Here is a 17624-nt window from a genome sequence, read left to right as displayed (position 1 = left end):
CGCCAGTTCACTCTTCCCGATGCCCGACGACCCGGCGAAGATGAACGAGCCCGCCGGCCGCTTGGGATCCTTCAGACCGGCCCTCGTGCGGCGAATGGCCTTGGCGACGGCGTCCACGGCGTCGTGCTGGCCGACGATCCGCTTGTGCAGCTCCTCCTCCATGTGCCGCAGGCGCGCCGTCTCCTCCTCGGTCAGCTTGTACACGGGCACACCGGTCCAGTTCGCCAGCACCTCGGCGATCTGTTCATCGTCCACTGTGGACACGACGTCGAGGTCGCCGGCCTTCCACTCCCTCTCCCGCTGGGAGCGTTGCTTCAGCAACTGCTTCTCGCCGTCGCGCAGCTGCGCCGCGCGTTCGAAGTCCTGCGCGTCGATGGCCCCCTCCTTGTCTCGGCGCACCTGCGCGATCCGCTCGTCGAGGTCCCGCAGGTCCGGCGGGGCCGTCATCCGGCGGATCCGCATCCGCGCACCGGCCTCGTCGATCAGGTCGATCGCCTTGTCCGGCAGGAACCGGTCGGAGATGTACCGGTCGGCCAGCGTGGCGGCCGCGACGAGCGCCGCATCGGTGTAGGTGACCCGGTGGTGCGCCTCGTAGCTGTCCCGCAGCCCCTTGAGGATCTCGATCGTGTGGGCCAGCGACGGTTCGCCCACCTGGATCGGCTGGAACCGCCGGTTCAACGGCTTGTCCTTCTCGAAGAACTTCTGGTACTCGTCGGAGGTGGTGGCGCCGATCGCCTGGAGTTCGCCGCGGGCCAGCATGGGCTTGAGGATGCTGGCCGCGTCGATGGCCCCCTCGGCCGCACCCGCACCGACGAGCGTGTGGATCTCGTCGATGAACAGGATGATGTCGCCCCGGGTGCGCACCTCCTTGAGCACCTTGCGCAGGCGTTCCTCGAAGTCGCCGCGATACCGCGAACCGGCCACGAGCCCGGCGAGGTCGAGGGTGTAGAGCTGCTTGCCCTTGAGCGTCTCGGGCACGTCGCCGGCGACGACGGCCTGCGCGATGCCCTCCACGACGGCGGTCTTGCCGACGCCGGGTTCGCCGATGAGCACGGGATTGTTCTTCAGCCGGCGGGACAGGATCTCCATGACGCGCTCGGCCTCCCGCTCGCGGCCGATCACCGGGTCCAGCCGCCCCTCCCGGGCGTCCCTGGTGAGGTTGCGCCCGTACTGGTCCAGCACCGGACTCGTGGACGGGGTGGCCTCGTCCGGTGCCGCGGAGACGGGTGCCGCCCCGGTGCCGGAGAGCAGCTGGATCACCTGCTGGCGGACCCGGTTGAGGTCGGCGCCGAGCTTCACCAGCACCTGGGCGGCGACGCCCTCGCCCTCACGGATCAGCCCGAGCAGGATGTGCTCCGTGCCGATGTAGTTGTGCCCCAGCTGCAACGCCTCACGCAGCGACAGCTCCAGCACCTTCTTCGCCCGCGGCGTGAACGGGATGTGCCCGCTCGGCGCCTGCTGGCCCTGACCGATGATCTCCTCAACCTGCTGGCGCACGCCGTCCAGGGAGACGGTAAGCGATTCGAGGGCCTTCGCGGCGACCCCTTCGCCCTCGTGGCTGAGGCCGAGCAGGATGTGCTCGGTGCCGATGTAGTTGTGGTTGAGCATCCGGGCCTCTTCCTGGGCCAGGACGACGACGCGACGGGCACGGTCGGTGAAGCGTTCGAACACGAGACTCACGTCCTCGACGGCGGGTCCCACGCACCCACCGGACAGACGCATGCGCGTGCGGACACGGTCGGGTGAGGTGCGCTGAGTCGGAGCCTCTTGGCGTCGTGACGCGGGCCCGCGTGGGGGGCCTCGCAACGCTCACGCAGGCGCGGCTGCGTGTTCCCACGGTACAACAGCCGGGCCCTACGATGGGCCGAGGAGGAACGCCCATGACCGGAACGCACCCCCGCCGCCCCGCTCCCGACCGGGCCCGCAAGCGCGCGATCCGGGCTCTCGCCGCCGAGCTCGGCGTGGCCTATTCGGTCGCCGCCCGCCTGCTCACGAGCCGTTCCGGGGGAACGGTGGCACGCCGCCGGCAGCGCTTCCCGACCGGCGGCGGCGAGCATCGCGCCTGGATGTTCGCCACGCGCGAACAGCGCTCCTTCCACTCCCGGGTGCTCGACACGCGCACCGCCGCGGACCTGCCGATCGGGCGGGCCGCGCATCTGGTGCGCCGCTTCCCGCCGCTGGCCGTCGCCTCGGGCCGGCTCTACGACGGCAACGGTCGGGAGGCTGCGCTCGCCATGCTGTACGCGGTCGTCGCGCACGAGTCGACCGTGCCGCTGCCCACCGCCGACGAGCTGGCCTGGGTGGCCGAACTGGGCGAGGAGACCGCCGTCGACGTCACCTGCGCCGCGCTCGACCGGGCCGCCCGGGCGCTGCTCGACGACGACGAACGGTGGCGCCTGTGGCCCCGCGTCGAGGCCGCACTGGCCGCCCTCGGCGAGGCCGCCGACCGGCGGGGCCGCGACGCGGCACTGACGCTCGGGCGGGAGCTGCGCTCCACCAGCCTGCGCTCGGCACTCGTCGGCGTGCGGCACATCCTCGACGCGGTGCTCGTGGAGCCGTTCGACGGCAGCCCACCGGGGGCACGGATCCGCCTCGACGGCCGCGACGGCACGGTGCTCGGCGCGCGCTGGGCACGCACCGGACCGCCCGTCGGGTACGAGGTGCGCCTCGACGGCGGGAACGCGGTCCGGATCGTCTCCCGGGACGACCTCGACCTGACGCCGGTCTGAGGCGCGCCTCAGGGCCGCAGCGCGACGGCGCGCAGGGCGATGTCGACGGAGGCGTGCAGTTCCTCGCGGCTCGCGCCGGCGGCGGCGTGCACGGCGTGCCCCTCGCTGAGCGCCATCACGAAGCGCGCCACCGCCCTGGCGTCCACGCCCTGCGGCAGGTCCCCTTCCGCCGCCGCGCGGGACAGCCGCTCCACGAGCGCGGCCTCGGTGGCGGCCCGGCCGGCGGCCAGGATGCCGGAGATGCGGGTGTTCTCCGGCGAGCAGGCGAGGCCGCCCTGGATGGAGAGGCAGCCCGCGGGGTGGTCCTCGTCGGTGAGCCCGTCGGCACTGACGCGGAGGAACGCCTCTACGGCCTCGTAGGCGGTGGGTCGATCGAGCGCGGCGCGGGCGCGGCCCACGTGGGTCTCGTGGTAGTGGGCGAAGGCGCGCTCGAACAGCTGCTCCTTGCTGCCGAACGTGGCGTACAGGCTCGGCCGGTTGATGCCCATCGCGCCGGTGAGGGCGGTGAGTGAGGCGCCCTCGTAGCCGTGCCGCCAGAAGACCTCGATGGCGCGCCGCAGAACGGTCTCCTCGTCGAAGACCCGCGGCCGGCCGGTGGTGGTCCCAGTGCTCATCGCACGATCATACCGCTCGGTACAAAAGTGACCCAGGCCACCAACCGCTCGGTACAAAAGCTGCTACGGTTGCCCCCAACCGATCAGTACAAAAGTCCGTCACCCGGAGGAACACATGACCGTCAGCCTGATCACCGGCGGGAACAAGGGCATCGGCTTCGAGACCGCACGGCAGCTGCTCGCGCACGGCCACACCGTGTACATCGGCGCACGCGACGCCGAACGCGGCGAGAAGGCGGCCGCCGAGCTGGGCGCGCGCTTCGTGCGGCTCGACGTGACCGACGACGCGTCGGTACGCGACGCGCTCGCCACCGTCGACGCGGCTGAGGGGCGGCTCGACGTCCTGGTGAACAACGCGGGGGTGCTCGGCGCCGGGGAGATCACCGGGCCGCTGGCCCACGAGGTGTTCGACGTGAACGCGGTCGGGGTCGTGCGCGTCACCGAGGCGGCGCTCCCCCTGCTGCGCCGTTCGTCGAACCCGACCGTGGTCAACGTGACGAGCAGCATGGGGTCGTACTGGGCGGTGACCAATCCGGACCGGCCCGAGTTCGGCCTGCCGCTCGCGCTCTACGCGGCCTCCAAGACGGCGGCCACCATGCTCACCGTCCAGTACGCCAAGGCGCATCCGGGGATCAAGTTCAACGCACTCGAGCCGGGCACCACGGCCACCGACATGACGGCCGCGTTCGGCATCGGACGGCCGGCCGCCGAGAGCGCCGCGACGGTGGTGCGCCTGGCCACGCTCGGCGCGGACGGCCCGACCGGCACGTTCACCGACGAGCACGGGCCGCTGAACTGGTGAGCGCCGACGGCCTGCGCGACTGGTACCTGCGCTACATCGCCCAGCTCAACGCGCACCGGTTCGACGGGATGGCGGAGTTCATCTCCGACCGGGTGCTGCTCAACGGCGAACCGGCCACCCGGGACGACGTCATCGCGGTGCAGAGACACGACGTCGACGCCGTTCCGGACCTGCACTGGGAGATCAAGGAACTGCTGTTCGACCGGGATCGCATCGCCGTGCGCGCCGTCAACACCGGCACGCCGGCGAAGGAGTGGCTCGGTGTCGCGCCCTCCGGCGCCTCGTTCGAGATCGTCGAGTACGCCATCTACCGGGTCGCCGATGGACGGTTCGTCCAGATGACGGCGCTGCACGACTCGGCCGAACTGCTCCGCCAACTGAACGCCTGATCCGGGTGCGCGCGGCCGCGTCCGTCCGCTCCGCCGAACGGGCGCGGCTCAGGTGGTGCCGCGCACGACCAGGTGGGTCGGCAGGATGATCGGCGCGGCCGGTGCCGGATCGCCGGCCAGCATCGCGAGCAGCGCGTCGGCGGCCGCCGTCCCGAACCCGGGCTTGTCCTGCGCCACGGTGGTGAGGGCGGGCTGCACGAGGGCCGCCAGGTCGATGTCGTCGAACCCGACGAGCGCCACGTCCTCGGGTATCCGCAGCCCGCCGGCGGCCGCGGCGCGCAGGGCCCCGACCGCCATCGCGTCACCGGCGGCGAAAACCGCCGTCGGCGGGTCGGGCAGGGCCAGCAGGCGCTGCATGCAGGTGAAGCCGGAGTCGAAGTAGAAGTCGCCGCCGACGACGTACTCCTCGGGCAGCGCGATGCCGTTGGCGTCCAGTTCGGCGCGGAACCCGGTGAGCCGCTGCTGGCCCGGTGCCGTCCGCTGCGGCCCGGCGATGGTGGCGATGCGCCGGTGGCCCCGTTCGATCAGATGCCGCGCGGCGGCCCGGGCGCCGCCCTCGTTGTCGGAGGTGACGTAGGTCGTGCCGGGGCCGGCGACGGCGAGGTCGATGGAGACGCACGGGACGGCGTCCTCGGCGAGGGCGAGCAGGGCCGGATCATGGCTGCCGTTGTCGATGAGCACGACGCCGTCGAGGTTGTGCCGGCGCACCGCGCGGATGTGCTGGTCGCGCATCCCGTCGTCGGCGTCGCTCGGATTCGCCAGCATCAGCAGGTGCAGTCCGTGACTGCTGAGCGCGCTTTTCAGGGCGACCAGGATTTCCTGGAAGAACGGGTGCCGCCAGCCGGGTTGGCGATGGTCGGTGTCCCAGACGAGACCGATGAGATTCGATTTCTTGGTGGCAAGCGTGCGGGCGGACTCGTTTCGCATGTAGCCGGTTTCGGCGGCGATTCTGAGCACGCGTTCGCGCGTGTCCGGACTGACCACCTCGGGCGTGTTGAGGACCCGCGAGACGGTCGCCACGGACACGCCCGATCGACGGGCGAGCTCACGGATGGTGGTCATGGGTGATCCGTCGGTCGCGGCGGGATGTAATCGGTTTCATGCACCGTAGCCGCTGGCCTCGCAGGAGCGCAAGAGGCGATCGCCCGTAACATTTTCGTGACTTGACAGATCGCATCGGATTGGGCTCGAATTCGTCCCCATGGATCGCCACGCCCGGCGGCCACACCCACCCCGGGCGGTCGACGGCGAGTGCCCAACAACGGAAACGCAAAGGCTATGGCTTCTCCTTGTCTTTGATGTAACCGGTTACATCACGGTTCGAAATTGCATATCACTCTCCTGTACCCCCCACCGCCTGAGAGGAAGTGGAACGCGATGAATAGAAATCGCGCATTCGGGCGCCGCCTCGCCCGGGTAGCGTCGGCGGCCCTTGCCGCCGCACTGTTGGTGACGGCGTGCGGCTCCGGCGATTCCGGCGACTCCGGTTCCGAGAAGATCACGCTGACGCTCAACCTGTTCGGCAACTTCGGCTACAAGGAGCTGTACGCCAAGTACGAGGCCGAGCACCCGAACATCAAGATCGAGGAACGCACCGCCGCGTACAACGACCACCACCGCAACCTCGCCACCCACCTCGCGACGAACTCCGGCGCCGCCGACATCGAGGGCGTCGACACCGGCTTCATCGCCCAGTTCAAGGACAAGCCCAACCAGTTCGTCGACCTGAACAAGCTGGGCGGCGACAAGCTCAAGGACCGCTGGCTGTCCTGGAAGTGGCAGGCGTCGCTGGGCAAGGGCGGCGAACAGATCGGCTACGGCACCGACGTCGGCGGCCTGGCGATCTGCTACCGCCGCGACCTCTTCCAGCAGGCCGGCCTGCCGGTCGAACGCGACGCCGTCGCCGCCGCGTGGCCGACCTGGGAGAAGTACCTCGAACTCGGCAAGCAGTTCCAGTCCAAGGCGCCGGCGGGCACGTCGTTCTACGACGGGGGCGGGCAGCTCTTCAACGCCATCATCGGCCAGGCGCCCACCGGCTACTACGACACCAGCGACAAGATCATCGTGTCGAGCAACCCCGAGGTCAAGAAGGCCTGGAACCTGGTCGCGCAGTCCATCAAGGACGGCCTGTCCGCCAAGCTCATCGGCAGCTCGCAGGAGTGGAACACCGGCTTCGCCAAGAGCCAGTTCGCCACGATCGCCTGCCCCGCCTGGATGATGACGAAGATCAAGGACCAGTCGAAGGAGTTCGCCGGCAAGTGGGACGTCGCGCTGGTGCCCGGCGGCGGCGGCAACTGGGGCGGCTCTTACCTGACCGTTCCCAAGCAGGGCAAGCACACCAAGCAGGCCGCCGAACTGGCCGCCTGGCTGACCGCGCCCGAGCAGCAGGCCCACGTCTTCACCAAGCAGGGCAACCTGCCCTCGACGCCGGCCCTGTACGACCAGCCGGAGATCGCCGGGTTCAAGAGCGACTTCTTCAACAACGCGCCGGTCGGCCAGGTCTTCACCGCCGCCGCGAAGAAGCTGACGCCGCAGTACCAGGGCCCCCGGGCCGGCGACATCCAGACCACGATCCGCGACGCCCTCGTCCGGGTCGAGCAGGGCAAGCAGACGCCCGACGAGTCCTGGACCCAGATGGTGGCCGACGTCGAACGGTTGGCGAAGTAGCCGTCGTCTGAACGCTGCTGCCGGAGGCCGCCTCACTCGGCCTCCGGCAGCAGGAAAATCCCCCGGGCCTATGCCTTCCGGCCCGGAAGGCATGCAAGGAGTCCACTCATGACAGCGCTGCACGCCGCACCCACCACCGCGAAGCGCGACGAGCCGGAGCCGCCGGACCGACGCTCGTTCCGCTGGGCCCGAATCGACGGCAAGCTCTCGCCGTACGCCTACATCTCGCCGTTCTTCGTCATCTTCGGCATCTTCGGGCTGTTCCCGCTGATGTACACCGCCTACGTGTCGCTCACCGACTGGGACCTGCTCGACGGCGAGAACCACACCTGGGTCGGCTTCGGCAACTACAGCGAACTGCTCGGCGACCCGTACTTCTGGAACGCCCTCGGCAACACGCTCAGCATCTGGTTCTTCAGCACCGTCCCGCAGCTGCTCGCCGCGCTGTGGATCGCGCACCTGCTCAACCACCGGCTGCGGGCGCGCACCGCGCTACGCGTCGGCGTCCTCCTGCCGAACGTCACCTCGATCGTCGCCGTCACGATCGTGTTCACGCAGCTGTTCGGCCGCGACTTCGGCATGGTCAACTGGGTGATCGGCCTCGTCGGCCTCGACCCGATCGACTGGCAGGCCGACACGTGGAGTTCGCACCTGGCGATCTCGGTCATCGTGGCGTGGCGCTGGACCGGGTACAACGCGCTGATCTTCCTCGCCTCGATGCAGGCCATCCCGAACGACCTCTACGAGGCCGCCACCCTCGACGGCGCCCGGCAGAGCCAGCAGTTCTGGAAGATCACCGTGCCGATGCTGCGACCCACGATCATCTTCACCACGATCATCTCCACCATCGGCGGGCTGCAGATCATGGCCGAGCCGCTGCTGTTCGCCGGTTCGCAGACGCCGACGGGTGGCTCCGACCGGCAGTTCCAGACCGTGGCGCTGTTCATGTACGAGCAGGGGTTCCGGGAGTTCCGGTTCGGCTACGCCTCGGCCGTCGCCTGGACGCTCTGCCTGGTGATCGTGATCTTCGCGATCGTGAACTACCTGCTGACCCGCCGCATCAGCAACGACGAGGACTGAGCCCATGGCACAGATGACCGCCCGCGCCCCGCGCCGCAGGACCAACTTCACCTATCCCCGCGTGGGCTCGCCGTGGACCTACGCGGCGCTGGTGGCGATCCTGATCGGCTCCGCGTTCCCGCTGTACTGGTCGCTCGTCGTCTCCTCGCAGAGCAACGACGCCATCGCCAAGGTCCCGCCGGTCCTCATCCCCGGCGGCCACCTCTTCGACAACATCGCCCGCGTCTTCGACACCACCGACTTCGCCAAGGCACTGCTCAACTCGCTCATCGTCAGCAGCGCCATCACCGTCTCCGTGGTGTTCTTCTCCACGCTCGCCGGCTTCGCCTTCGCCAAGCTGCGGTTCAAGGGGCGGCAGGGGCTGCTGATCGTCGCGATCGCCACCTCGATGGTGCCGCACCAGCTGGGCATCATCCCGCTGTACATCCTCATGGCGAAGCTCGGCTGGACCGGGCAGCTCGCCGCCGTGATCGTGCCCGGGCTGGTCACCGCGTTCGGCGTCTTCTTCATGACGCAGTACCTGACCCGTGCCGTTCCGACGGAACTGCTCGAGGCCGGGCGGGTCGACGGGTGCAGCACGGCGCGGCTGTTCTGGCACGTGGTGCTGCCGGCGGCCCGGCCCGCGGCGGCGGTGCTCGGACTCTTCACGTTCATGCAGGCGTGGAACGACTTCTTCTGGCCGCTGGTCGTGTTGCAGGACAACCCGACGGTGCAGGTGGCGCTATCGTCGCTGGCGAGCGGATACACCACCGACTACACGCTGACGCTCACCGGCACCGTGCTCGCGACCGGGCCGATCCTCATCGTGTTCCTCGTCCTCGGCCGGCAGATCGTCGGCGGAATCATGCAAGGAGCGATCAAAGGGTGAACCTTCCTGCCGACTTCGTGTGGGGCGTCGCCACGTCGGCGTACCAGATCGAGGGTGCCGCGTCGGCCGACGGCCGCGGCGACTCCGTCTGGGACGTGTTCTGCCGCGAGCCCGGGCGCATCGCCGACGGTTCCTCCGGGGACGTCGCGTGCGACCACTACCACCGCTGGCCGGAGGATGTCAGGCTGCTCGCCGACCTCGGTGTCGACGCGTACCGTTTCTCCGTGTCCTGGACCCGCGTGTTCCCTTCCGGTTCCGGTCCGGTCGAACGGCGTGGGCTCGACTTCTACCAGCGCCTCGTGGACGCGTTGTGCGAGCGCGGCATCAGCCCGTACGTGACGCTTTTCCACTGGGACACCCCGCAGGTGTTGGAGGAGCGCGGCGGCTGGCGCAACCGGGACACCGCCGAACGCTTCGCCGAGTACGCCTCCGTCGTGGCGGCTGCGCTCGGCGACCGGGTGAAGAACTGGATCACCCTCAACGAGCCGTACGTCTCCTCGATCACCGGCTACGCCGAGGGCCGCTACGCCCCCGGGGTGAAGGAGGGCCACGGGGCCCTGGCCGCCGCGCACCACCTGCAGTTGGCGCACGGGCTCGCGGTGCCGGCCGTGCGGGCCGCCGTTCCCGACGCGCGGGTGGGGCTGTCGCTGAACCTCTCCCCCGCCGTGCCGGCGACCGACTCGCTCGCCGACCGGGCCGCGGCCGACCGCCAGGACCTGTTGGTGAATCGGATGTTCACCGATCCGATCCTCGCCGGCCGGTATCCGGACGGGCTGACCGAGCTGTTCTCCGGCGTGAGCGACTTCGGGTTCCGGCGGGACGGGGACCTCGAGGCGATCAGTGTGCCGATCGACTTCCTCGGCGTGAACTACTACTACCGGATCCACGTGGCCGACGCGCCGCTGCCGGCCGAGCGCACCGCGTTCGACATCGGGGTGAGAACGCTGCGGCCGACGGACGTGGCGACGACCGACCTGGGTTGGCCGGTCGAGCCCCAGGGTCTTTTCGACACCCTGACGGGGCTCGCGGCGCGGTACCCGACGCTGCCTCCGGTGTACCTGACCGAGAACGGCTGTGCGGACACGGCCGACGGGCCGGACGACGACCCGGGCCGGATCGCTTTCATCGCCGGGCATCTGGAGGCGGTCGAGCGGGCCCGGGCCGCCGGCGTGGACGTGCGGGGCTACTTCTACTGGTCGCTGCTGGACAACTTCGAGTGGGCGCGCGGATACGTCGCCCGCTTCGGCCTGGTCCACGTCGACTACGCCACCGGAACCCGCACGCCCAAGCAGAGCTTCGACTGGTACCGGAAGGCCGTCCGGGGGTGAGGTGACCCCGGCCTTCCGAGTGTCGCGGCGTGTGGGCGCGACACTCCCTGCGGCGGGTGACACGGCGGCGTCGCCCGCCGCAGGGCCGGACCTCTGCTACGGGGCCGGGTAGCGCAGCGCCGCGTCGGCGAGCTTCTCCTGTGCCGCCTGGATGAGGTCGACGCCCAGCACGTCCGCCAGGCGGGTCAGGTAGATCATCACGTCGCCGATCTCGGCCCGGACCCGCGCGCCGGCCTCGGGGTCGTCCATCACCGCGGCGGACTCCCGCGGGGTCAGCCACTGCAGCTCGGCGACCAGCTCCCCCACCTCTCCGGTGAGCGCCATCGCCAGGTTTTTCGGGGTGTGGAACCGTCCCCAGTCCCGGTCGTCGGCGAAGCGCCGCAGGTTTTCGATCAGATCAGCCAGGTCGGGAGCGCTCATCCGCCCAGTATCGCCAGGTCAGCGGCGGCCGACCGGGGCGGGGCGATGCGCACCCGCGCCCCCGCCGGCGGGTGCTCGATCGCGTCGAGCTGGGCGCTGATCGTCGCGCGCAACTCGTCGTAGTCCCCGAACCGGTGCTCGTGGAAGAGCGCGTACCCGGCCCGCATCAGCTCGGCGCACACCCGTGGCGGAACCCGGCCGGTGCCGGCGCCCAACCCGACCAGGGCCACCGACCGGACGCTGCCGGGCACCTTCGCGTTTTGCAGGTGGATCGCCTGGAACGCGGCCGCGCACGCCAGCGCCACGCTGAGCGGCCCGCCGACGTCCTGCCCGGGGTGCACCGTCGTCGGTGTCGAGATCAGGTATCGGGGGTTGGCCGCGCCCGAGGAGACGCACAGCGCGCTGCCGATCGGCAGCGTCCCGCCGAACTGCATCCGGATCGCCCGCTGCACCCGCAACTGGATCCCGGCGCCGAGGTGCCGCCGGACGACCGCGTCGACACCGCTGTCCATCCGGCCGGCCGAGTTGGTCGGCGTGACCCACGCGTCGACCTGCTCGTCGAGGATCGAGCCCTTGTGCACGTCGACGCCGGCCTCGTCGGCGAACGCCGTCAGCCAGGCCCGCACGACCTCGGTGTCGATGTCCGCCAACACGACCCTGAGCTGCCGCTTCACGTGAGGACTCCCGTCGTCGGTGGGGTGCGGTACGACAGGAATCTATCCGGAGGGTACGACAGTTCTGACCGTCAGTGCGGATCGGGCGTGAACACCGGGCTCACCAGGTAGTCGGCGTTCTCCCAACTTTGCGTCGGGAACGGCATGCCGGCCGGACTGTAGGCGTAGAGCCCGTTGCCGTCCCCGACCGTCGCGTCGGCGCTCGACGGCGCGATCAGGTGGCCGTCGGTGGTGTTGCCGCGCTGCTCGGCGAAGCCGTCGGGCACGTAGGAGTACTGGCCGCCGCGCAGCCAGAAGCCCGCCACGTAGGTCCGGCCGGCGTTCACCCGCACGGGGCTCATGCTCACCCGGTAGAAGCAGGGCGCGGCGTACTCGATCCCCTCGTAGGCGCCACCGTTGGCCAGCGCCTGCCCGTCCGCGGCCCAGAGACCGGCCGCCAACGGCAGGCGCGCGCTGACCTGTTGCGGCGTGAGGTCCAGGCAGATGCGCACGCCGTTGACCGTCCCGCCGACCGTCGGGCGGAACTGCACCGCCAGCAGAACGTCGTCGGTGTCGCCGACCTCCTGCACCCGCCCGTGGAGGTACGCGTCCGACGCCGAGTACAGATACTCGGCCCCCGAACCGTGTGCGGCGCCCGGCGTCACCGGTGCCAGGGCGAGGAGTGCGGCGGCGATCGCGCCGACGGCGAGCAGCCGGCGGCCGCCACGGACCGGACCCATCAACACAACCCCCATGATGTCGATCGATGTCTCGCGCATCATAGGCGACGCCGCTACTCCGCCGGGGTGCGCTGCGGCGGCGGCATCGCGGGCGACCAGCGCACCGGCGTGGTGCCCGCGTCGACCAGCGCGGCATTGATCTTGCTGAACGGCCGGCTGCCGAGGAACCCGGAGGTGTTCATCGGGCTCGGGTGCCCGGCCTTGACCACCACGTGGAGCGGGTTGGTGATCAGCGGCGCCTTCGCCTTGGCGGCCGCGCCCCACAGCACGAACACGATCCGGCGCGGCAGCTCGTCGAGGGCGCGGATCGTCGCGTCGGTGACGTTTTCCCAGCCGCGTCCCTTGTGCGAGTTGGGGCTGCCCTCGCGAACCGTCAGCACGGCGTTGAGCATCAGCACGCCCTGCCGCGCCCAGGCGGTCAGGTTGCCCGACGGCGGCGGCGTGACGCCCAGGTCGTCGTACATCTCCTGATAGACGTTGCGCAGCGACGGCGGAACGGGCACGCCCTCCCGGACGCTGAAGCTGAGGCCGTGTGCCTGGCCGCGCCGCATGTACGGGTCCTGGCCGAGAATGATGACCCGGGTGCTCTCCAGCGGGCAGAGCCGGTAGGCGGCGAAGATCTCCTGCTTCGGCGGGTACACCGTGCCCGCGCGGTACTCCGCCACGACGAAGTCCGACAGCCGGGCGACGGTGTCGCGGTCGACGTGCGGGGTCAGGGCCGCACGCCAGTCCTCGGGCATGAAGTCGAGCAGATAGACCGGACGCTTCGGGCCGGTGGTGGTGGTGTCCGCGGTCACCGGGGGAATGTACCGGGGCGGTACGACATCACGCCCACCGCCGCAGCGCGGCCGCTATCTGCGCGATGGCGAACGGGGCCGCGTCGAAGAGCGCGAGCTTGCGCGGGAAATTGTGGATCAGGCCCGTATAGCGGGAGCAGACCACCGGCACACCGGCCGCCGCCAGGCGCGCGGCGTACTCCTCCGCCTCGGCGCACAGCACGTCCAGCTCCGCCGTGATGATCACCGTGGGCGGCATCCCGGACAGGTCGGCCCGCAGCGGGTCCAGGTCGGGATGGTCGCGATCGACGCCGGCCGGCGCGTAGGCGTTCCAGAAGAAACGCATCTCGTCGCGGTGCAGACCGTACGCGTCCAACGGCGGGTAGTCCGTCGCGGGGCCGACGACCGGGCAGACCAGCGCCTGGGCGGCCACCGGCCGGCCGGCGTCGCGGGCGCGGCGGGCGACCACCGTCGCCAGCTGCCCACCGGCGGAGTCACCCGCCACGGCGACCCGCTCCGGGTCGAGGCCGTGCGCGCGTCCGGAGGCCTCGAGCCAGCCGCGCACCCGTTCGAGGTCCTCGATCGCCGCCGGATACGGGTGCTCCGGCGCCCGGCGGTAGTCCACCGCCAGCACCGCCCATCCGGTCTCCAGCGCCAGGGACCGGCACAGCCCGTCGTGGGTGTCGAGGTCGCCGAGCACCCAGCCGCCGCCGTGCGCCCACAGCAGCACCGGTGCCGCGTCGGCGGTGCCGTCGTCGTAGAGCCGCACCGGCACGCCGGCGGCGTCCAGGTCGAGCACCCGGCGCACGGGACGGCCGGGGCCGACCTCCTGCGCCGTGGCGTCGCGCATGCCGCGGCGCACCGCGTCGAGGTTGTCGACCGTCAACGGGTCGCGGTGCTGCCCGCCGAGCGCGGCGCGGGCCTGCGGATGCAGTCGGTCCGGATCCATGGACCCATTCTCCCCGGTAACGTGGCCTGATGACCGCACCGCTGCTGCCGGCTCTGCCGGAGGACTGGGAACGCTGCCTCGCCGTGGTCGCGCACCCGGACGACATCGAATACGGCGCGGCGTCGGCCGTGGCCCGCTGGACCGCGCAGGGCAAGCGCGTGACGTACCTGCTCGCCACCCGCGGCGAGGCCGGGATCGACGGGTTGGATCCCGCCGAGGCGGCGCCGCTGCGCGAACGCGAGGAGCGCGCCGGCGCCCGCGAGGTGGGCGTCGACGTGGTGGAGTTCCTGGACTACCGCGACGGGGTCGTCGAGTACGGCGTGGACCTGCGCCGCGACATCACCCGCGCGATCCGCCGGCACCGGCCCGAGGTGATCATCTCCGGCTCGTTCGAGCTGAAGTTCCCCGGTGGCATGGCCAACCAGGCCGACCACCGCGCCGTCGGTCTCGCCGCCCTCGACGCCGCCCGGGACGCCGGCAACCGGTGGATCTTCCCGGAACTCGCCGACGAGGGCCTGGAGCCCTGGGGCGGCGTGCGCTACGTGTGCTACGGCGGCGCCATGCAGCCCACGCACGGCGTGGACATCACCGGTGAACCGCTGCAGCGGGGTATCGCCTCGTTGGCCGCGCACGCCGAGTACACCAAGGGCCTCGGCGGGGGCGGGCCGGAGCCGGGGCCCTTCCTCACCTGGATCGCCCGCAACGACGGTCCGCGGCTGGGGGTCGAGGAGGCGGTGCTGTTCGAGGTGTACAACCTCGGCTTCGAGGGGCCGCCGCCGTGGGTGGACAACGGCTGAGGTTCCGACTGCTGATGCTCGCCGCGGCGGCCGGATTCCTCGCCGTCGCATTGGCGATCCGCGCGGCGAGCGCCGGTGCGCTGGAGAGCACGGGCCGCCTCGAACAGTATTCGGGCACCGCGCTCTACGCCTCGATGACGTACGTCGGGGTGCTGGCGGTGTGGCCGCGCCGTTCGCCGTGGGTGGCCGCCACCGTCGCGTGGGCGTGGTGCTGGGCGATGGAGTGCTTCCAGCTCACCGGCATCCCGGCCGAGTTGGCCACCCGTAGCCTGTTGGCGCGGCTGGTGCTCGGTATCCGGTTCGATCCCGTGGACCTGTGGTGGTATCCGGTGGGGATCGTCCCGTTGGCGGTGGCGCACGCGTGGCTACGTCGCCGCCGCCCCGCGCCATAGGGCACGCCGCGGGTGGTCAGTCGATCGTAGGCGCGCGGAAGAAGGCGCGGATGTCGGCGGCGAGCAGCTCCGGCACCTCCATCGCGGCGAAGTGCCCGCCGCGCGGGAACTCCGACCAGTGCCGGATGTCGTACAGCCGCTCGGCCAGCGGCCGCACCGACTGCGTGATGTCGTGCGGCAGTACCGCCACGCCGACCGGCACCGGGCAGCGCGTGCTGCCCCGCGGGGTCTCGCGGGTCAGCCGCGCCGAGGACGCCGCCGTGGCGGTGAGCCAGTACAGCGACACGTCGGTGAGGATGCGTTCGTCGCTGACCGGGGTGCGCGGATCCGTCCACTGGGCGAACCGTTCGGCGATCCAGACCAGTTGCGCCACCGGCGAGTCGGTCAGCGCGTAGCCGATCGTCTGCGGGGTGGTGGCCTGCAGCGCCTGGTACGCGGGGCGGTTCGCCATCAGCTGCCGCACCCGGTCCAGCCGGGCCTCGTCCACTTCGGACAGTGCGACGCCGGCGTCCGGATCCGGCCGCGTGGGCAGGTAGTTGACGTGCACGCCGACGACCCGTTCGGGGGCGGCCGCGCCGAGTGCGAGGGAGATGCCGGCCCCGAAGTCGCCGCCGTGGGCGCCGTAGCGCTCGTAGCCGAGGCGGCGCATCAGCTCGGCCCAGGCGTGCGCGACGCGGACGATGTCCCAGCCGCGTTCGTGGGTCGGGCCGGAGAAGCCGAAGCCGGGGATGGACGGGATCACGAGGTGGAAGTCGCGTGCGAGCGGCTCGATGACGTCGAGGAACTCCAGGAACGATCCGGGCCAGCCGTGGGTCAGGATCAGCGCGAGCGCGTCCGGCTCCGGCGAGCGGACGTGGACGAAGTGGATGTTCTGGCCGTCGATGTGGGTGGTGTGGTGCGGGAGCGTGTTGAGCCGCGCCTCGTGGGCGCGCCAGTCGTAGCCGGTGCGCCAGTGTCGCGCCAGTTCCTGGAGGCGGGCGAGGGGGAAGCCGTAGTCCCATCCGGCGCCGGCGATCTCGTCGGGCCAACGCGTGCGGTCGAGCCGATCGGCCAGGTCGTCGAGGTCGGCCTGCGGGACGTCGATGTGGAACGGCTCGATCATGGCGGCTCCTCCGTAAATCGTTCGGAGGACAAACGTTAGCGTGTCCAACGTTCGCTCGCCAAACGGTTTGTTAGACTCGCCACGTGGAGAACGCATGGGAGCACCTGCCCAGCTGGCTGCTCACCCGAACCGCCGGCCACGCACACCGCCTGGTCGGCGACGGCTTCTCGGCCGTCAACGCGCGCGGCTACCACTACCGCCTGCTGGCGACGCTTTCGGAGTTCGGCCCGGCGAGCCAGGCGGCGCTCGGCCGGCGCAGCGGCATCCACCTCAGCGACATGGTGGCGGCGGTCAACGAGCTGGCCGAGGACAACCTGGTCGAGCGCACGCCGGATCCCGCCGACCGCCGGCGAAACGTCATCTCGTTGACCGCCGCCGGCCGGCGTCAGCTGCGGCGCCTGGAGAAGCGGCTGGCCCAGGTGCAGGACGAGCTGCTGGCCCCGCTGACCCCCGTCGAGCGGCGGCGGCTGACCGCGCTGCTGTCGAGGCTGCTGGCGCACCACGACGAGCGGCTGTCGGCTCCCGACGGCGAGCAGACGTAGGCCGTGGTGACCGGCGAGGACTCCGTCAGCCGTTGAAGTCCGAGACGAACGTGGCCTTCTCGAAGCGGCGCGCCGCCAGGTCCGCCCGGTTCATCAGGTAGCCGACCAGCACGAAGACCTCCTCGAAGTCCGTGCGCACCAGGTCCACCTCGAGGTAGAGGTAGGCGAGCACCACCACCTCGTGGGGCGACTCCAGGATGGCGCCACCGCCGCCGGTGCTCTCGTCGCCGTAGCCGCCGATCGCGGCCACGCAGTTGTCGTCGGTGTCGACGTCGCACTCGACATCCGCGAAGACCCCCTCGTCGTAGCGGCTCTCGCCGATGTCGATCGCGCTCTCGTGCCGCCCGGCGGGGATGCTCCACTCCTGGACGCCGTGCAGCGGGATCCGTTCGTACGGCGCATCGGGGGTGTCGCGCTCGAGCACCGGCGTGCCCGCCGGGACGTAGATCACGCTCGCGTGCTCGGGGACGATCGACCCCTCGGCGAAGAAGAGCAGGTGCCCGTCGGGCGGCAGGTCGAGGTCGTGCGAACCGGGCGGGACGGCGGCCAGGTCGATCGTGGCGAGGTAGATCGTGCCCGCCGGCCACGGCGTGCCCTCGGGCAGGGCCGGCCGGCCGCCGAAGTACCCGACCACCGGGCCGTCGCCGCCCCTGTGCAGTTCCAGCCGGGGACGCGCGAGTCGCAGCCACCAATCGGTCGCCTCGTCCGGCACTCCCCGATCGCGCGCCGCCGCGCGGAACCGCTCGCGTTTGTCCATGCCGGGCATTGTGCGCATC

General features: G+C 71.0%; 20 protein-coding genes. 10 read left to right on the top strand and 10 right to left on the bottom strand.

All coding sequences use genetic code 11. The annotated features are described in order from the left end of the window. The coding region (locus tag Val02_RS41635) for a Clp protease N-terminal domain-containing protein (RefSeq protein WP_203904870.1) at positions 1-1671 on the bottom strand (1671 nt) is incomplete at its 3' end. Between the two features lie 209 nt (positions 1672-1880). On the opposite strand from Val02_RS41635, the gene Val02_RS41630 reads away from it, so the two are divergent. Continuing rightward, positions 1881-2729, top strand: a complete 849-nt coding sequence (locus tag Val02_RS41630; protein WP_203904863.1) for a hypothetical protein — start codon at positions 1881-1883, stop codon at positions 2727-2729. A gap of 8 nt (positions 2730-2737) precedes the next feature. On the opposite strand, the gene Val02_RS41625 is transcribed toward Val02_RS41630, so the two are convergent. Beyond that, positions 2738-3343: a TetR/AcrR family transcriptional regulator gene (locus tag Val02_RS41625; RefSeq protein WP_203904862.1), complete on the bottom strand. Its 606-nt coding sequence runs from the start codon at positions 3341-3343 to the stop codon at positions 2738-2740. Positions 3344-3458: 115 nt separating this feature from the next. Here Val02_RS41625 and Val02_RS41620 point away from each other — a divergent pair, with 115 nt between their 5' ends. Together Val02_RS41620 and Val02_RS41615 are read left to right on the top strand one after the other, a co-directional pair. Next, entirely contained in the window at positions 3459-4145 is a 687-nt protein-coding gene (locus Val02_RS41620) for an SDR family NAD(P)-dependent oxidoreductase (protein ID WP_203904861.1), read from the top strand. Then, the gene (locus Val02_RS41615; protein ID WP_203904860.1) at positions 4142-4534 is read left to right on the top strand and encodes an ester cyclase; all 393 of its coding nucleotides are present in this window, start codon (positions 4142-4144) and stop codon (positions 4532-4534) included. Before Val02_RS41620 ends, Val02_RS41615 begins: the two co-directional genes overlap by 4 nt. A gap of 48 nt (positions 4535-4582) precedes the next feature. Here Val02_RS41615 and Val02_RS41610 read toward each other — a convergent pair whose 3' ends face one another. Next, positions 4583-5596, bottom strand: coding sequence for a LacI family DNA-binding transcriptional regulator (locus Val02_RS41610; RefSeq protein WP_203904859.1), 1014 nt, complete (start codon positions 5594-5596; stop codon positions 4583-4585). A gap of 315 nt (positions 5597-5911) precedes the next feature. Between Val02_RS41610 and Val02_RS41605 the strand changes: the two genes are divergently transcribed. From Val02_RS41605 to Val02_RS41590, 4 genes are all read left to right on the top strand, one after another. After that, positions 5912-7201, top strand: a complete 1290-nt coding sequence (locus Val02_RS41605; RefSeq protein ID WP_203904858.1) for an ABC transporter substrate-binding protein — start codon at positions 5912-5914, stop codon at positions 7199-7201. Between the two features lie 108 nt (positions 7202-7309). Next, complete coding sequence (locus tag Val02_RS41600) at positions 7310-8281, top strand: carbohydrate ABC transporter permease (protein WP_203904857.1); 972 nt, start codon at positions 7310-7312, stop codon at positions 8279-8281. A 13-nt stretch (positions 8282-8294) separates the two neighbouring features. Then, positions 8295-9149, top strand: coding sequence for a carbohydrate ABC transporter permease (locus tag Val02_RS41595; RefSeq protein WP_203904869.1), 855 nt, complete (start codon positions 8295-8297; stop codon positions 9147-9149). Next, positions 9146-10477, top strand: a complete 1332-nt coding sequence (locus tag Val02_RS41590) for a GH1 family beta-glucosidase (RefSeq protein ID WP_203904856.1) — start codon at positions 9146-9148, stop codon at positions 10475-10477. Before Val02_RS41595 ends, Val02_RS41590 begins: the two co-directional genes overlap by 4 nt. Before the next feature lie 96 nt (positions 10478-10573). Here Val02_RS41590 and Val02_RS41585 read toward each other — a convergent pair whose 3' ends face one another. From Val02_RS41585 to Val02_RS41565, 5 genes are all read right to left on the bottom strand, one after another. After that, positions 10574-10897, bottom strand: coding sequence for a nucleotide pyrophosphohydrolase (locus Val02_RS41585; protein ID WP_203904855.1), 324 nt, complete (start codon positions 10895-10897; stop codon positions 10574-10576). Next, a complete protein-coding gene (locus tag Val02_RS41580) occupies positions 10894-11571 on the bottom strand; it encodes a macro domain-containing protein (RefSeq protein ID WP_203904854.1) in 678 nt (225 codons plus the stop codon). The genes Val02_RS41585 and Val02_RS41580 overlap by 4 nt, the downstream gene beginning before the upstream one ends. Before the next feature lie 71 nt (positions 11572-11642). Beyond that, on the bottom strand, positions 11643-12290 hold the full coding sequence (locus Val02_RS41575) for a DUF4082 domain-containing protein (protein WP_203904853.1): 648 nt from the start codon (positions 12288-12290) through the stop codon (positions 11643-11645). A 53-nt stretch (positions 12291-12343) separates the two neighbouring features. Next, positions 12344-13030 carry a uracil-DNA glycosylase gene (locus Val02_RS41570; RefSeq protein ID WP_203904868.1) on the bottom strand — a complete coding sequence of 229 codons (687 nt, stop codon included), beginning with the start codon at positions 13028-13030 and terminating at the stop codon, positions 12344-12346. 85 nt (positions 13031-13115) lie between these two features. After that, positions 13116-14015 (bottom strand): alpha/beta hydrolase, encoded by a 900-nt coding sequence (locus Val02_RS41565; RefSeq protein WP_203904852.1) that lies wholly within the window; start codon positions 14013-14015, stop codon positions 13116-13118. Positions 14016-14044: 29 nt separating this feature from the next. On the opposite strand from Val02_RS41565, the gene Val02_RS41560 reads away from it, so the two are divergent. Both Val02_RS41560 and Val02_RS41555 read left to right on the top strand, forming a co-directional pair. Further along, entirely contained in the window at positions 14045-14812 is a 768-nt protein-coding gene (locus Val02_RS41560) for a PIG-L deacetylase family protein (RefSeq protein WP_203904851.1), read from the top strand. Further along, positions 14794-15204 (top strand): ribosomal maturation YjgA family protein, encoded by a 411-nt coding sequence (locus Val02_RS41555; protein ID WP_239153734.1) that lies wholly within the window; start codon positions 14794-14796, stop codon positions 15202-15204. The genes Val02_RS41560 and Val02_RS41555 overlap by 19 nt, the downstream gene beginning before the upstream one ends. Positions 15205-15220: 16 nt before the next feature. Here the strand turns inward: Val02_RS41555 and Val02_RS41550 are convergent, their stop codons facing one another. Further along, positions 15221-16306 carry an epoxide hydrolase family protein gene (locus tag Val02_RS41550; protein WP_203904850.1) on the bottom strand — a complete coding sequence of 362 codons (1086 nt, stop codon included), beginning with the start codon at positions 16304-16306 and terminating at the stop codon, positions 15221-15223. Between the two features lie 83 nt (positions 16307-16389). Between Val02_RS41550 and Val02_RS41545 the strand changes: the two genes are divergently transcribed. Then, positions 16390-16848, top strand: coding sequence for a MarR family winged helix-turn-helix transcriptional regulator (locus Val02_RS41545; RefSeq protein ID WP_203904849.1), 459 nt, complete (start codon positions 16390-16392; stop codon positions 16846-16848). A gap of 25 nt (positions 16849-16873) precedes the next feature. On the opposite strand, the gene Val02_RS41540 is transcribed toward Val02_RS41545, so the two are convergent. Then, positions 16874-17605, bottom strand: a complete 732-nt coding sequence (locus Val02_RS41540) for a DUF1963 domain-containing protein (protein ID WP_203904848.1) — start codon at positions 17603-17605, stop codon at positions 16874-16876. Positions 17606-17624: the final 19 nt, after the last annotated feature.

The organism is Virgisporangium aliadipatigenens (assembly GCF_016863615.1).
Lineage (GTDB): Bacteria > Actinomycetota > Actinomycetes > Mycobacteriales > Micromonosporaceae > Virgisporangium > Virgisporangium aliadipatigenens.
The sequence above is the reverse complement of the archived record's forward strand: the minus strand, read 5'-3'. Positions and strand labels throughout refer to the sequence as shown.